At 68.4% G+C, this 15,410-nt stretch carries 14 protein-coding genes; 12 read left to right on the top strand and 2 right to left on the bottom strand.

Features of this window, described 5'->3' with window-relative positions; translation table 11 throughout:
• The first annotated feature begins 31 nt into the window (after positions 1-31).
• Both EAT51_RS05745 and EAT51_RS20895 read left to right on the top strand, forming a co-directional pair.
• Positions 32-379 carry a hypothetical protein gene (locus EAT51_RS05745; protein ID WP_205965159.1) on the top strand — a complete coding sequence of 116 codons (348 nt, stop codon included), beginning with the start codon at positions 32-34 and terminating at the stop codon, positions 377-379.
• A 1-nt stretch (position 380) separates the two neighbouring features.
• Complete coding sequence (locus tag EAT51_RS20895; protein ID WP_228257825.1) at positions 381-719, top strand: hypothetical protein; 339 nt, start codon at positions 381-383, stop codon at positions 717-719.
• A gap of 68 nt (positions 720-787) precedes the next feature.
• Here the strand turns inward: EAT51_RS20895 and EAT51_RS05735 are convergent, their stop codons facing one another.
• The gene (locus EAT51_RS05735; protein WP_130561385.1) at positions 788-1,651 is read right to left on the bottom strand and encodes a LysR family transcriptional regulator; all 864 of its coding nucleotides are present in this window, start codon (positions 1,649-1,651) and stop codon (positions 788-790) included.
• Between the two features lie 74 nt (positions 1,652-1,725).
• On the opposite strand from EAT51_RS05735, the gene EAT51_RS05730 reads away from it, so the two are divergent.
• From EAT51_RS05730 to EAT51_RS05715, 5 genes are all read left to right on the top strand, one after another.
• The gene (locus EAT51_RS05730) at positions 1,726-2,616 is read left to right on the top strand and encodes a glucose 1-dehydrogenase (RefSeq protein ID WP_228257824.1); all 891 of its coding nucleotides are present in this window, start codon (positions 1,726-1,728) and stop codon (positions 2,614-2,616) included.
• A gap of 40 nt (positions 2,617-2,656) precedes the next feature.
• Positions 2,657-3,025, top strand: coding sequence for a hypothetical protein (locus tag EAT51_RS20565; protein WP_228257823.1), 369 nt, complete (start codon positions 2,657-2,659; stop codon positions 3,023-3,025).
• Complete coding sequence (locus tag EAT51_RS05725; RefSeq protein ID WP_265937022.1) at positions 2,926-4,101, top strand: MFS transporter; 1,176 nt, start codon at positions 2,926-2,928, stop codon at positions 4,099-4,101. The genes EAT51_RS20565 and EAT51_RS05725 overlap by 100 nt, the downstream gene beginning before the upstream one ends.
• Positions 4,102-4,259: 158 nt before the next feature.
• Positions 4,260-4,745, top strand: coding sequence for a hypothetical protein (locus EAT51_RS05720; protein ID WP_130561384.1), 486 nt, complete (start codon positions 4,260-4,262; stop codon positions 4,743-4,745).
• A gap of 205 nt (positions 4,746-4,950) precedes the next feature.
• On the top strand, positions 4,951-6,327 hold the full coding sequence (locus tag EAT51_RS05715) for a Fic family protein (protein ID WP_130561383.1): 1,377 nt from the start codon (positions 4,951-4,953) through the stop codon (positions 6,325-6,327).
• 46 nt (positions 6,328-6,373) lie between these two features.
• Here the strand turns inward: EAT51_RS05715 and aceE are convergent, their stop codons facing one another.
• A complete protein-coding gene (gene aceE / locus EAT51_RS05710) occupies positions 6,374-9,067 on the bottom strand; it encodes a pyruvate dehydrogenase (acetyl-transferring), homodimeric type (protein WP_130514939.1) in 2,694 nt (897 codons plus the stop codon).
• A gap of 364 nt (positions 9,068-9,431) precedes the next feature.
• Between aceE and EAT51_RS05705 the strand changes: the two genes are divergently transcribed.
• The 5 genes from EAT51_RS05705 to EAT51_RS05685 all read left to right on the top strand — a co-directional run bounded on the left by EAT51_RS05705 (position 9,432) and on the right by EAT51_RS05685 (position 15,373).
• Positions 9,432-10,124, top strand: coding sequence for a PadR family transcriptional regulator (locus EAT51_RS05705; RefSeq protein ID WP_130514935.1), 693 nt, complete (start codon positions 9,432-9,434; stop codon positions 10,122-10,124).
• A complete protein-coding gene (locus tag EAT51_RS05700) occupies positions 10,114-10,464 on the top strand; it encodes a Fur family transcriptional regulator (RefSeq protein WP_130514933.1) in 351 nt (116 codons plus the stop codon). Before EAT51_RS05705 ends, EAT51_RS05700 begins: the two co-directional genes overlap by 11 nt.
• 36 nt (positions 10,465-10,500) lie before the next feature.
• Positions 10,501-11,295 carry a siderophore-interacting protein gene (locus EAT51_RS05695; protein ID WP_130514931.1) on the top strand — a complete coding sequence of 265 codons (795 nt, stop codon included), beginning with the start codon at positions 10,501-10,503 and terminating at the stop codon, positions 11,293-11,295.
• Positions 11,296-11,485: 190 nt separating this feature from the next.
• Positions 11,486-11,626 (top strand): hypothetical protein, encoded by a 141-nt coding sequence (locus tag EAT51_RS20250; protein WP_165422684.1) that lies wholly within the window; start codon positions 11,486-11,488, stop codon positions 11,624-11,626.
• Between the two features lie 357 nt (positions 11,627-11,983).
• Positions 11,984-15,373: a GH92 family glycosyl hydrolase gene (locus EAT51_RS05685; protein ID WP_130514929.1), complete on the top strand. Its 3,390-nt coding sequence runs from the start codon at positions 11,984-11,986 to the stop codon at positions 15,371-15,373.
• Positions 15,374-15,410 lie beyond the last annotated feature (37 nt).

The raw sequence follows: 15,410 nt of genomic DNA, 5'->3' as shown, positions 1-15,410 counted from the left end.
ACTGGGATTTTCGCTGGTAGGAGACTCCGCAGTGGCCCGATCGACCCGCTACGACGCGATTGACTTCACTCCGCCCAAGGGCGCCGCGCAGGCGGCGAGCCGGGGCCTCAAGCTGCGGGAGGCGCATGGCCGGGGCGGCACGGCGGTGGGGGTCGCGCGGGCGCGCGACCTGGCGGCGCAGACCACGCTGTCCCCGGCGACGGTGCGCCGCATGACCTCCTACTTCGCGCGTCACGGCGTGGACAAGCAGGGCAAGGGCTGGGCCGACCGCACGCACCCCTCCGCCGGCTATATCGCCTGGCTGCTGTGGGGTGGCGATGCGGGCCAGCGCTGGGCCGAGCGGATCGAGCAGCGCATGCGCAAGGCGGAGGCGACCTGACATGGCGACGACCAAGCAAGCCAAGAAAGCCCCCTGGAAGAAGGCCAACCCGGCCAAGAAGTCGGCCAGCAAGACGCTCTCCAGCGGCCAGAAAGCCGAGGCCAAGTCCCTGGCGAAGAAGGCCGGGCGGCCCTACCCCAACCTGGTCGACAACATGGCGGTCGCGAAGAAGACCACCAAGAAGGCGACCAAGAAGACTGCGAAGAAAGCCGCAAAGAAGACCGCCAAGAAGACAGTCAAGAAGACGGCGAAGAGGACCGCGAAGAAGGCGACCAGGAAAACGACCAAGAAAGTCGCCAAGCGCGCAGGCGCACGCTCGACGGGCAAGACCTCCAAGTAAGCCCCGGGCGCTGGCGCACCACTGAAGCGCGCATCCGCGCACGACGCCCTTCAGCGCGGAATAGGCCGCTAGCCGGGCGGCTCGCCGCCCAACAGCCTGTCCGTGATCTCGAGCATGGCCCGCAGCCGGTCCATGTGCCTGAGGTCCTGGTGATAGCCGACCCAGATGTCGCGGGTGGGCGGGGTGCCGCGCGTTTCGATGCGCTGCAGGCCCGCCGTTGCATCGCCCAGCGGGCGCGGCAGCACGGCCAGGCCCCGCCCGCGCAGGCACATCTGCGCCTGCACGCTGCGGCTGGTGCTGGTGAAGACGCGCGGCGCCTCGGGGAAGCGCTCGATCAGCCAGGCCACGTCCGGGAAATGGCTCTGCGCGGTGTTCATCAGGATCAGGCCGACGGAGGCGGGGTCGGCTTGCGCCGCCGCGGCCGTCTGCGCCGTGGCGTACAGGCCGTAGTGCAGGGTCATCAGGCGGCGCTGGACGAGGTCGGGCTCGCTGAAGGGGACCAGGCGGAAGGCCACGTCGGCCTCGCGCCGGGTGAGATCCAGCAGGCGGTAGCTGGCGATGACTTCGGGCACCACGGCCGGGTGCAGCCGCCCCAGCTCCACGAAGACCGGCGCCAGCACGAAGGCGGCGAACCAGTCCGCTGACGAGATCCGCAGCAGGCCTTCGAGCCGGTCGTGGTTGCCCGCCAGGCGGCGCTCCATGCAGAGCGCGGCGTTCTCCATGGACTCGGCCAGCGACAGCACGCGGTCGCCCGCATCGGTGAGCACCAGGCCCTCGCGGGTGCGGCGGAAGAGCGGCTGCTCGGCTTCGTCTTCCAGCGCTTTGATCCGCCGGCCCACCGTGGGGTGGCTCACGCCGAGGCGGCGGGCCGCCTCACCCAGCGAGCCCGCGCGCGCGACCGCCAGCAGGATCCTGACATCGCTCCATTCCATCGCCTTCAGCCGTTCAAATCTGTACGCAGAATATGCAGGAATGGCAGTGCACAAACAATGTTGTTCATCGCACGATGCCCGCCCCTGCATCGCGCCTGCTGTGCGCCGGGTCGGTGGACGCGGCGCGGCGCCTGGTGCGCCTGCGCCGCCCGGCAGGGACGCGCAGCCTGCATGGGCCGCGCGCGCCGATCCCGGCGATCCCATTGGAGTCAGAGAACATGCGCAGATTGAACGGCAAGGCCGCCCTGGTGACGGGCGCTTCGAAAGGCGTCGGCGCGGGCATCGCGCGCCGGTTGGCCGCTGACGGCGCGCAGGTCGTCGTCAACTACGCCACCGACCGGCATGGCGCGCAGCAGGTCGTCGCCGACATCGAGGCCGCGGGTGGGCGCGCGGTGGCGGTGCAGGCCGATGTGCGCCAGCAGGCCGAGGTCGAGGCGCTGGTCAAGGCGACGCTCGACCACTTCGGTCGGCTGGATGTGCTGGTGAACAACTCGGGCGTCTATCGGTTCGCCAGGATCGAGGACAGCAGCGAAGCGCTGTATCGCCAGCAGTTCGACCTCAATGTGCTTGGGCCGCTGCTGGTCACCGGTGCCGCGGTGCCGTTTCTCAGCGAGGCCGCGAGCATCGTCAACATCAGCTCGTTCGTCACGCGCGTGCTGCCGGCCGAAAGCGCGATCTACAGCGGCACCAAGGGCGCGCTCGATGCGATCACCGGCGTGCTGTCGCGCGAGCTGGGCCCGCGCGGGATCCGCGTCAATGCGGTCAACCCGGGGCTGATCGAGACCGACGGCACCCACGCCGCGGGGGTCATGGGTTCCGAGTTCCATGCGTGGAATCAGGCGCAGACGCCGCTTGGTCGCATCGGCCAGGTCAAGGACGTGGCGTCGATCGTCGCGTTCCTGGCCTCCGACGAGGCGGGCTGGGTGACCGGCGAATGCCTCATCGCCTCCGGTGGCATGCGCTGAGGCGGGCCTTCGCCCTGGCGCGCAAGACAAGGCCTAGCCCATGAACTCATCCATCACCGACGCAAACGTGGCGCGCCCCGAGGCGCGTCGCTGGATCGCCCTGGTCGTGCTGCTGGCCGGGACGCTGCTGCCGCCGCTGGATTTCTTCATCGTCAATGTGGCGTTGCCGGCCATTCGCGAGGACCTACGGGCCGCGCCGGGCGTGTCGCAGCTGGTGGTGTCGGTGTACGCCACGGCCTATGCGGTCACGCTGGTACTGGGCGGGCGGCTGGGCGACATCTGGGTCGCAAGCGCACGTTCCTGGCGGGCATGGCCGGCTTTGGCGTGGCCTCCGCGCTGTGCGGCTTTGCGCCCTCGGCCGAGGTGCTGGTGGCGGGCAGGCTGCTGCAAGGCATCTCGGCCGCGGTGATGGCGCCGCAGTCGCTGGCCTTCATCCATGCGCTGTTCCAGGCGAGCGAGAAGAACCGCGCGCTCAGCTGGTACGGGGCGACGTTCGGGCTTGCCTCGGCCGCCGGCCAACTGCTGGGCGGGCTGCTGGTGGCGGCCAGCCCGTGGGGCCTTGGCTGGCAGAGCGTCTTCCTGGTCAACCTGCCGGTCATCGCGGTCGCGATGCCCGCGGCGCTCGTGCTGCTGCCCGAGCGCAAGGCGGTGAACCCCGATCGCCTGGACATGGCCGGCGCGGCGCTGCTGGCGTTGGGGCTGCTGGCGCTGGTGGTGCCGCTGATCGAGGGACGCGAGCGCGGTTGGCCGGTGTGGAGCCTGGGCGTGCTGGCGCTGGCGCCGCTGCTGCTGTTCGTCTTCTGGCAGCACCAGAAGGGCCGGGAGCGCTCTGGCGCCTCACCGCTGGTCTCTCCGGCGGCGCTCTCGTCGCGGGCGCTTCGCCGCACGCTGCTGGCGACGCTGTTCTTCTATGCGCTGGCGGCGTTCTTCCTGATTTTTGCGGTGTACCAGCAGGCGGGGCTGCACCACGGGCCCTTGGCTGCGGGCATTGCGATTCTGCCGGTGGGGCTGGGGCTGCTGCTGGGCGCACTGAGTGGTCCACGCGTTGCGCGGCGGCTGCATGCGCGCACGGCCGCCTTCGCCATGGGTCTGGAAGCGGCAGGGCTGACGGTCGCGGCCGTGCTGGCGGCGTGCGCCGCGCCCGCGTGGCTGCCCCTTCCCCTGGCGCTGATCGGCATTGGGCAAGGGATCGCGCACCCGGCGCTGGTGCGGCTCAACGTGGACCAGGTGGAGGCGCGATGGGCGGGGCTGGCGGCCGGCGTGGTCAGCGCGGTGCTGCAGATCAGCGCGGCGCTGTCGGTCGCCCTGGTGGGCGGCGTGTTCTTCTCGATGGTGCGTGACGGTGCGGGCGCAAACGTGGTCGCCGACGGGTTCGCCTTCGCATCGCTGCTCATCGCCGCTTCGCTGGCGATCGCCGCGGCCCTGAGCTGGCCGCGGCAGCACCGCGCTACCAAGGGCGCCCGCGTCGTGCGGGAAGGCCCGTGAGACCGTGTTCGGCCGCGCACCTCTGGGGTGAACGCGGGACGCCCTTCCCGGGCTGCTCTGAGAAGCGTCTCCACGGGCAGATGGAATACGCAGGCGCTTGAGGCGTCCTACCCCCGACCACGCGATTCAATCTTTCTCACCCACAAGGAACCGCCTCGATGGCCATCTCCCCGATTGGCTGGCTGCACACGCTCGGCAGCCTGCCCGCCATCCCCCTGGCCGCTTACATGCTCGCGAAGCACGGCCGCATCACGCCGGCCAGCAAGGCGGGCCGGGCCTATTTCTGGTTCATGCTGCTGGGCGTGCTGACGGTGTACCCCATCGCGCACCAGCCGGTCAGCAAGCTCGCCGCGACCGTGACCCTGGCGACCTTGCTGGTGGGCTACGGCATCGCCCTCGCCCGCCCCGCCGCGCGGTTGTGGACCTATGTGCAGACCATCGCACTCAGCCTGAGCGTGTTCCTGCTCATGGTGCCCACCGTCTCGGAAACCCTGCGACGCCTCCCCGTCAGCCACCCGCTGGCGCAGGACCCCAAGGCGCCCTTGCTGCTTGGCGTGCTCGGTGCGCTGTTGCTTGCACTGGTGATTGGCGTTCCGCTGCAACTGCTGGCGCTGTATCGCCGCGGGAAACAGGTCGCGCATTGATGCCCGCAGGCGCCGGTTTAATGCTCAGTACGTCGCAACGCGCCAGGAATCATGTTGGAGCAGCTTGACGGCAGCAACAGCGAAGGCCTGCACCCAGGTGCGGGAGGAAATGCGCCACAATTCCCGAGAAATCGCGCCGCAATTGTGGTTTTCGCGCCGGAATTTAGTATAAATGCGCCGGAATCAACCACGCTGAGGCGCTCCTATGGCGCGAAAGCCCTCGCTGAATCCAGACAGGCTGGTCGAGCTGATCGCCTCCAGTCCTGAAGGGCTGGGCATGGAGGCTTTGGAAGCGCAGTTCCCGGCCACACCACGTCGCAACCTCCAACGCCTTGCGGCTTCACTGGTGAAACACGGGCAGTTGCGCGCGAGCGGGGCTGGGCGGGCGCGCCGCTACCACGTCATTGCGAGGATCACCCCCGCATCCCCGCCGGCGAAACCCGACGATTTCGGAATCCCTCTGACTTCCGAAGCGGCAAGCGTACGCACCCTAGTACACCGCCCCCTGACCCAACGCACGCCGGTGGGGTACCAAGCCGATTTCCTGTCGCAGTACCAGCCCAATCGGACGGCCTACCTGACGCCCCAGATCCGCAGGCATCTGCACCAGATGGGGCGCTCGCCGGTCGAAGACCGGCCTGCCGGCACCTATGCCAGGCAGATCTTCGACCGATTGCTGATAGACCTGTCCTGGTCCTCCAGCCGACTGGAAGGCAATACCTACAGTCGGCTGGATACGCAGAACCTGATTCAGTTCGGCCTGGCGGCCACCGGCAAGGATCAGCTGGAAGCGCAGATGATCCTCAACCACAAGGCGGCGATCGAGATGCTGGTCGAGCAGGCACAGGAGATCGGCTTTAACCGGTACACCCTGCAGAACCTGCACGCGCTGCTGTCCGAGAACCTGCTGCCCGATCCCGTGGCCGGCGGACGGCTCCGGCAGACCGAGGTCGCCATCTCCGGATCGGTCTATGTGCCGCTGTCGGTGCCGCAGTTGATCGAAGAGCACTTCGACACGCTCCTCGCCAAGGCCGCTGCCATCGCCGATCCATTCGAGCAGGCGTTCTTTGTGATGGTGCAGCTTCCGTATCTGCAACCCTTCGATGACGTGCACAAGCGCACCTCCCGGCTTGCCGCCAACATCCCCTTGATCCGCGGCAATCTGGCCCCGCTGTCCTTCGTCGATGTCCCAGAGTCGCTGTACCTGGATGGGACGCTCGGCGTGTACGAGCTCAATGAGGTGGCACTGCTGCGCGATGTCTTCGTCTGGGCTTACGAGCGCTCCTGCCAGCGCTACACGGTGCTGCGCGATGCATTGCCGGCGCCGGACCCACTGCGGCTGAAGCACCGCGAGGTGGTGCGCACCCTGATTGCCGAGCTCATCGATGGCGGTGTTCGCCGCACTGATGTCGGCCGCATCCGTGCACGCGTGGAGGCGCTGGTCGACGCGGAAGACATCGACGATGTCCTCGCATTGACCATCAACGAACTGAACCAGCTGCACGAAGGCAACATCGCGCGCTACCGGATCAGGCCCTCGCAGTTCCGCAGCTGGCAGGCTTTGCACGCCGGCTCCAAATAGAAAGCGGCCCGAAGGCCGCTTCCTTTTACTTCACCTCAACGCGGCATCACGCCCCGTCCGGATTCACCTTGTCCACGTCGATCTTGTACTGCTTGATCGCGCGGGCCACATCTTTCCCGGTCATCTTGCCGTCCTTCGCCAAAGCCGCGATGGCGGCGTGGGCGATGTAGTAGCGGTCCACCTCGAAGAAGCGGCGCAGGTTGGCGCGGGTGTCGCTGCGACCGAAGCCGTCGGTGCCCAGCACGGTGTAGTTGGTGGTGGGCAGGAAGGCGCGGATCTGGTCGCTGTAGGCGCGCACGTAATCGGTGGCGGCGATGACCGGGCCCTGGCGGCCTTCCAGGCACTGGGTGACGTAGGGCTTGCGCTGTTCGCCTTCCGGATGCAGGCGGTTCCAGCGCTCGGCGGCGAAGCCGTCGCGGCGCAGCTCGTTGAAGCTGGGGCAGGACCAGATGTCGGCGGTCACGCCGAAATCCTTGTCCAGCAGCTCGGCCGCGGCGATGGCCTCGCGCAGGATGGTGCCGCTGCCCAGCAGCTGCACGCGCAGCTCGCCCTTCTTCGGCTTGCCGGCGTCGGTGAGCAGGTACATGCCCTTGATGATGCCTTCCTCCGCACCCGCCGGCATTTCCGGGTGGGTGTAGTTTTCGTTCATCAGGGTCAGGTAGTAGTACTCGTCCTTCTGCTCTTCCATCATCGACTTCATGCCGTGCTGGAGGATGACGGTGACCTCGTAGCCGAAGGTCGCGTCATAGCTGCGCACGTTGGGGATGGAGCCGGCGATGACCAGGCTGAAGCCGTCCTCGTGCTGCAGGCCTTCGCCGTTGAGCGTGGTGCGCCCGGCGGTGCCGCCCAGCAGGAAGCCGCGGGTGCGCATGTCGGCGGCCTGCCAGGCGATGTCGCCCACGCGCTGGAAGCCGAACATCGAGTAGTAGATGTAGAACGGCAGCATCGGCACGTTGGACACCGAGTAGCTGGTGCCGGCGGCCAGCCAGGACGAGATGGCGCCCGGCTCGCTGATGCCCTGCTGCAGCACCTGGCCGGACTGGTCCTCGCGGTAGTACATCAGCTGGTCGGCGTCGACCGGCTTGTACTTCTGGCCGAACGGGGCGTAGATGCCGATCTGGCGGAACATGCCCTCCATGCCGAAGGTGCGTGCCTCGTCGGCCACGATCGGCACGATGCGCGGGCCCAGCTCCTTGTCGCGCAGGGCGATGTTGAGCGTCTGCACGAAGGCCATGGTGGTGGAGTACTTGCGCTCGCCGCTGTCCTTGAGCAGGCGCTCGTAGGTCGAAAGCGGCGGCACGGTGAAGGACTTGTCGGCCTTGCGGCGGCGCGCGGGGAGGTAGCCGCCCAGCGCGGCGCGACGCTCCTTCATGTAGCGCACTTCCGGCGAGTCCGGGCCCGGGTTGTAGAAGGGCACCTGCTCGGCTTCGGCCAGCTGCTTGTCGCTTAAGGGGATGTTGAAGCGGTCGCGGAAGGTGCGCACCGCGTCGTCGTCGAGCTTCTTGGTCTGGTGGGTCGGGTTGAGCGACTCGCCGGCGCTGCCCATGCCATAGCCCTTGACCGTCTTGGCCAGGATCACGGTGGGCATGCCCTTGGTGTTCACCGCCGCGTGGTAGGCCGCGTAGACCTTGTGCGGGTCGTGGCCGCCGCGGTTGAGGCGCCAGATGTCGTCATCGGACAGGTTGGCGACCATGGCGGCGGTCTCCGGGTACTTGCCGAAGAAGTTGGCGCGCGTGTAGGCGCCGCCGAAGGCCTTGCAGTTCTGGTACTCGCCGTCGACGGTTTCCATCATCAGCTTGCGCAGCACGCCGTCGGTGTCGCGGGCCAGGAGCGGATCCCAGTACGAGCCCCACAGCAGCTTGATCACGTTCCAGCCGCCGCCGCGGAACACGCCTTCCAGCTCCTGGATGATCTTGCCGTTGCCGCGCACCGGGCCGTCCAGGCGCTGCAGGTTGCAGTTGACCACGAAGATCAGGTTGTCCAGGCCCTCGCGGCCGGCCAGGGCGATGGCGCCCAGGGTCTCCGGCTCGTCGCTCTCGCCGTCACCGATGAAGCACCACACCTTGCGGTCGGACTTCTCGATCAGGCCGCGGTGCTCGAGGTACTTCATGAACTGCGCCTGGTAGATGGCGCTCAGCGGGCCTAAGCCCATCGACACGGTCGGGGTCTGCCAGAAGTCGGGCATCAGCCAGGGGTGCGGATAGGACGAGATGCCCTTGCCTTCGCACTCCATGCGGAAGTTGTCCAGCTGGGTCTCGGTGATGCGGCCTTCCAGGAAAGCGCGGGCGTAGATGCCCGGGGCGCTGTGGCCCTGGATGTAGAGCAGGTCGCCGGGGTGGTTCTCCGACGGGGCGCGCCAGAAGTGGTTGAAGCCCACGTCATAGAGCGTGGCGGCCGAGGCGAAGGAGGCGATGTGGCCGCCCAGGTCGCCCGGCTTGCGGTTGGCGCGCACGACCATGGCCATGGCGTTCCAGCGGATGATCGAGCGGATCTTCCACTCCAGCGCGCTGTCGCCGGGGCTCTTGGCCTCCAGGTTGGGGGCGATGGTGTTGACGTACTCGGTGGTGGGCGAGAACGGCAGGTAGGCGCCGGAGCGGCGGGTCAGTTCGACCAGATCCTCCAGCAGCTGGTGGGCGCGCAGCGGGCCTTCGGCATCGATGACCGCCTTGAGCGACTGGATCCACTCCTGGGTCTCGGCCGGATCCGGATCGCTCTGCAGCATCTCGTTCAACCAATTCATTGCCATCTCCTCGCCTGTGCGCCGCGACGTGTTTGCGGCATCGGTGTCTGTCTGAGCCGGCGATTGTAAGCCAGGGCGCAAGGGCGCGTCGGTTCGACCTTGGAGGTAGACGGTTGGGGACGGCGTTTCTGACGAGATTTCGTCCTGACGGGGTCGGGAAGCTTGCAGTTGTGAGGATTTCGTATGACGAGGAAGTGTCAGATGTGGCGACGGCGCCACAATTCGATATATCTTTTTACGTAAATTAGATATATCTTTTTTTCGCCGCCGGAGCGGCGTGGCCTGTGGCCTCGCCCATGCCAGTGTCCAAACACCCGCGCCGTGCCCAGACCTTCGGTGCCGCGCTCGACCAGGAGGGATTGCCATGCATCCACGTTCACGCCATCGCGGCCGCATCCCCGACGAGGACGGCCTGGACCGCCACGCGCCGCGCGAGGGTCGCGGGCGGCGCGGTCGCGACGCCGCCGCCGACCTGTCCGATGCGGGCGCCCCTGCCTCAGGGGCCGACGAGGCACGCCGCGAGCGTCATGAGCGCGGCGAGCGCCACGAGCGTCACGGTCGCCGTGGCGAGCGCGGCGACGGGCCGCGCAGCCCGCGCCGGCTTGCCCACGGCGATCTGCGCCTGCTGCTGCTCGGCCTGCTGGAGGCCCAACCGCGCCACGGCTACGAGCTGATCCAGCTGATCGGCGAGATGTTCCTGGGGCAGTACGCACCCTCGGCCGGCGCGGTCTACCCGGCGCTGGCCCAGCTGCAGGACGACGGCCTGGTGGTGAGCAGCGAGGACGGCGCGCGCCGCCTGCATGCGCTGACCGACGCCGGCCGCGCCTTCGCCCAGACCCATGCCGAGGCGCTGGACCACGCCCGCCTGCGCACCGAGCGCAGCGCGCGCTCGCTGGTCAAGGCCGGCCTGCCCGCGCCCGTGCGCAGCGGCATGAGCGGGGTCAAGCGCGCCCTGCTGGCCCACCACGGTCACTGGACAGCGGAGTCGGGCGAGGCGATCGCACGGATCCTGCAGCAGGCCGCCGCGCAGATCGCGCAGGTGCCCCGTGGCGACTGACGCCTACCACGCGGCGCTGCAGTCCGCGGGCCTGCGCCTGACCGCGCCGCGCCGGGCGCTGCTGGCGCTACTCGCCAAACAGCCGGTGGCCTGCGACGCCATGTCCCTGCACCAGCAGCTGCGCGGCCAGGGCCGCCGCGTGAGCCTGGGCACCGTGTATCGCCTGCTGCGGGTCCTGGAGGACCGGCAGCTGGCGATTGCCATCGCCAGCCCGCACGGCCGCACCTTGTTGCGCCTGTGCCAGCCCGCGCCTTCCGCGCCCTTCGATGCGGTGGCTACGAGCGTCTGGTTGCGCTCGCTCGCCGCCGAGCTGGGCTATCGCCTGGTGCCGTTGCACTGACCGCGCCGGGCTTACCTCTCTATGGAGTGATTCACCATGTCCTTGCATGAAAGCCGCAGGATTCAACACCCGGTCGTGTTCCGCCGCCTCGAAGTGACGGAGGCGATTGACCTTACCCCGCACATGCGCCGCATCGTGGTCGGCGGGCGTGAGCTCGAAGGCTTCGTGAGCGCCTCGCCGGAGGACCACGTCAAGCTGTTCTTCCCCAACGCGGACGGCGAGTTCGTCACGCCCACGCCCGGCCCCAACGGCCCGGAGTTCCCGCCCGGCAAGACGCCCTCGCCGATGCGCGACTACACCCCGCGCCTGTACGACGCGCAGGCCGGCACGCTGGCGATCGACTTCGTGCTGCACGGCGACGGCCCGGCCAGCACCTGGGCCGCGCAGGCCAAGGTGGGCGATGCGCTGGCCATGGGCGGGCCACGCGGCTCGTTCCTGGTGGCCGACGACTTCGATCACTACGTGCTGGTGGGCGATGAGACGGCGCTGCCGGCCATCGGCCGCTGGCTGAGCGAGATGCCGGCCGGCCGCAAGGCCACGGTGCTGATCGAGATCCCCGAAGACGCCGACCGCCAGGATCTGCCCACCAAGGCCGAGGCCACCGTGCACTGGCTGCCGCGCAACGGCGTGCCCGCCCAGCGCAGCGAACGGCTGGAGCAGGCGCTGGACGATGTGTCGCCCGCCGGCGATACGTTCTGGTGGATCGCCTGCGAATCGCGCCGCGCGCGGGTGATGCGCAAGTTCCTCGAAGGCCACCGCAGCGTGCCCAAGACGTGGATCAAGTCCACCGGGTACTGGAAGCATGCGGATAGTGAGGATGATGAAGATTGAGCGGGTGGGAGTGCGTGGAGTGAGTGGGGGGGGAGTAAGTGTGAGCGGGGGAGGTAAGGGGGACAGAAGTAAGCGTGAGCCCGGTGCGTAGCCAGGTGAATGGAGAGGAGAAGCCCGGAAGCTCGTCCTGATGCATCCGAAGTCACGCCCCTCCCCTTTGCACGCAGCGCAAGGGGGAGGTTGGGAGGGGGTGCTGTTGCTGTTGCTGTTGCTGTTGCTGTTGCTGTTGCTGTTGCTGTTGCTGTTGCTGTTGCTGTTGCTGTTGCTGTTGCTGTTGCTGCTGTTGTTGCGCTCGGGCGCCGTCGACGCAAAGCCGGAGCAACGGCAATAGCAAAAGCCAACCCCTCCCCAGCCCTCCCCTTCGCCTGCGGCGAAAGGGAGGGGGCGAATCCGGCGCTCGTCCAGCTCGCTCTGATGCCGCCGAAGTGCCCCTCCCCTTTGCGCGTAGCGCAAGGGGGAGGTTGGGAGGGGGTCGCTCTTGATCTTGCTGTTGTTGTTGTTGTTGCGCTCGGACGCTGTCGACGCAGTGCAGGAGCAACAGCAACAGCAAAAGCCAACCCCTCCCCAGCCCTCCCCTTCGCCTGCGGCGAAAGGGAGGGGGGCGAAGGCGAGGTTTCGCTGCAGTGCGGATTGCAGGTGGGGCGCGTTTGACGCAGGATCGGGTCGATTTCAATCGATCTAAATTGACATGTACCCATCTGCCTCGCCTTCCTCGTCCGCGCTTCGTCGTGCGCCTGCTTACGCCAGACGCCAGGGTCTGCTGACGCTGGCCGTCGCGGCGGCGCTGTGGCTTCCGGTCGGCGCGTCGGCGCAGACGGGGTTCTCCACGTCGTTCGAGGAGGGCCAGCCGGCTCCGGTCGCAACGGCAGGCAGCGGCACGCAGCTGCGGATCGGCAGCGGGCCGCAGACGCCGTACACGGCCAAGGCCAATGCGGGTTACAGTGGTGTCAGGGCGCTGGGCTATAGCGGCAGTGGCGGGCGTACGGCCCTGTTCAAGGTCGATACGGTCATCGGGGCGGACACCACGCTGTCGTGGCTGGTGCTGCCGGAGATCGTCGACGGCGACACCGTGGCCTCCACCTATGTCTCGCTGGATGCGGTGCTGGACGACGGCACGCGCGTGTCCGCCACGCCGGCGCGCGATCAGCATGGCTTCGCGCTGGGGGCCAAGGCGCAGGGCGAGTCGAAATCGCTGTATCCGCAGCAGTGGGCGCGCAAGGCGGTGCGACTGGGCGATGTGCCGGCGCTGCGCGGCAAGCGCGTGGTGGCGATCGAGCTGGAGCTGCAGCCCGGCGCCGGCAAGACCGCGCGCGGCTGGATCGACGATGTCGCGCTGGGCGAGCTTGCGCAACCCAAGCGCAGCGCGCCCACCGACTGGGTGCTGACCACGCGCGGCACGCAGGCCAACAGCACCTTCTCGCGCGGCAACAACTTCCCGGCCACGGCGGTGCCGCACGGCTTCAATTTCTGGACGCCGGTGACCGATGCCGGCTCGCTGTCCTGGCTCTACCACTGGAACGAGAAGAACGATGCCGCCAACCGGCCGCGCCTGCAGGCGCTGGCGCTGAGCCACGAACCCAGCCCGTGGATGGGCGATCGCCAGACCTTCCAGGTCATGCCGTCGCTGGAGCGCGGTGTGCCGGAAGCCGACCGCGCCAAGCGGGCGCTGGCCTTCTCCCACGACAATGAGCTGGCGCGCCCGCAGCAGTACCGGGTGCGCTTCGACAACGGCATCGTCGCCGCGCTGGCGCCGACCAATCATGCGGCGGTGTTCGAGTTCGACTTTCCCGAAGGCAGCGATGCCAACCTGCTGTTCGACAATGTCGATGCGCGCGCCGGGCTGACGCTGGACGCCAAGACGCAGACGCTGTCGGGCTATACCGATGTGCGCAGCGGCCTGTCCACCGGCGCCACGCGCATGTTCGTGTATGCGAGTTTCGATGCGCCGTGGCAGCGCAGTGGCCGCATCGAGACCGGCCGGCCCACCGGCTACATCAAGTTCGCCAAGGGCACGCGCAAGGTGAGCATGCGCATCGCCACCTCGCTGATCTCGCTCGAACAGGCCCGGCACAACCTGGCGCTGGAAGTGGGCGAGGACGACACCGTGGCCAGCGTGGCCGCGCGCGCGCAGCAGCAGTGGGACGCGCTGCTGGGCAAGCTGCAGGTGGACGGGGCCAGCGAGGATCAGCGCACCACGCTGTATTCCAACCTGTATCGCCTGCACCTGTATCCCAACTCCGCCTTCGAGAACGTGGGCAGCCAGGCGCAGCCGCAGTGGCGCTACGCCAGCCAGAACAGCTGGTCGGACAAGGCCACCGAAGGCAGCGCGGTGCGCAGCTTCGCGCCGATCCGCGACGGCAAGGTCTACGTCAACAACGGGCTGTGGGACACCTTCCGCACCGCGTGGCCGGCCTATGGCCTGCTGGATGCGCCGCATGCCGGCGCGCTGATCGACGGCTTCCTGGAGCAGTACCGCGCCGGGGGCTGGGTGGCGCGCTGGTCCTCGCCGGGCTATGCCGACCTGATGGTGGGCACCAGCTCGGACGTGGCTTTCGCCGATGCGTACGCCAAGGGCATCGCGGGCTTCGACGCCAGGCTCGCCTACGAGGCGGCGCTGAAGAACGCCACGGTGGTCTCGCCGGACCGGCATGTCGGCCGCAAGGGCATGGCGCACTCGCTGTTCCGCGGCTATGCCGACACCGAGACGCACGAGGGCATGTCCTGGACGCTGGAAGGCACGCTCAACGATTTCGGCATCGCCACCATGGCCCAGGGCCTGTCCAGGAGCGCGACTTCGGCCCAGGACAAGCAGCGCTACGACGAGGAGGCCGAGTACTTCCGCTACCGCGCGGCCGAGTATGCCAACCTGTTCGATCGCGGCGTGGGCTTCTTCCAGGGCCGCAAGCCCGACGGTGACTGGCGCGTGGACGCGAAGGACTACGATCCGCGCGTGTGGGGCAACGACTACACCGAGTCCTCCGGCTGGACCTTCGCCTTCACCGCCGCGCACGACGGCAACGGCCTGGCCGCGCTGTACGGCGGTCGAGAGGCGCTGGCGCGCAAGCTCGATCAGTACTTCGCCACGCCGGAAACGGCCGACCCGAAGTTCAGCGGCTCCTACCGCGGCGTGATTCACGAGATGACCGAAGCGCGCGATGTGCGCATGGGCATGTACGCGCACAGCAACCAGACCGCGCACCACATCGCCTGGATGTACCTCTACGCCGGCCAGCCGTGGAAGACGCAGGCGCTCACCCGCGAGGTGCTGTCGCGGCTGTACCTGGGCAGCGAGATCGGCCAGGGCTATCCGGGCGATGAGGACAACGGCGAGATGTCGGCGTGGTACGTGCTGGCCTCGATGGGCCTGTATCCGCTGCGCATGGGCTCGCCGGACTATGTGATCGGCTCGCCGCTGTTCAAGCAGTCCACGCTGGCGCTGCCGGGCGGGCGGGAGCTGATCGTGCGCGCGGCGAACAACTCACCCGAGAACGTCTACGTGCAGTCGCTCAAGGTCAACGGCAAGCCGTGGACCCGCACCTGGATCCCGCATGCGCTGCTGGCGCAGGGCGCGACGCTGGACTTCGTGATGGGGCCGACGCCGTCCAAGTGGGGCAGCGCGCCGCAGGATGCGCCGCCCTCGCTGACACCGGCCGGCCAGGCGCCGACCACGCTGGCCGATGTGATCGGCCGCGACGCGCACGTGACCGTGGCGGGCAAGGACGCGCCGGCCCTGGTCGACGACGATGGCAGCACGGTGATGGCGCTGCCCGGCGCGCAGACGCAAATCGACATCGCGCTGACCCAGCCCGCGCAGCCGAGCTTCTACACGCTCACCAGCGGCGGTCGCGCCATCGAGCACGCCAGGTGGACGCTGGAAGCGCGGCGCGGCAACGGCAACTGGCAGGCGATCGACACGCGCAGCGACGAGGCCTTCCCGTGGACGCTGCAGACCCGGCCCTTCCGCATCGCCAAGCCGGGCAGTTTCGACGCGTACCGCCTGCGCCTGGAGGCGCCGGGGCGCACCGAGCTGGCCGAGATCCAGCTGCTGGCCCCGCATGTGCCGGTGTCGTTGAAGTAGCGCGAGTCAGGTGCGCGCAACGGGACACCGAGGCGCG

Source organism: Pseudoxanthomonas winnipegensis, assembly GCF_004283755.1.
GTDB classification, from domain to species: Bacteria; Pseudomonadota; Gammaproteobacteria; order Xanthomonadales; family Xanthomonadaceae; genus Pseudoxanthomonas_A; species Pseudoxanthomonas_A winnipegensis.
The sequence above is the reverse complement of the archived record's forward strand: the minus strand, read 5'-3'. Positions and strand labels throughout refer to the sequence as shown.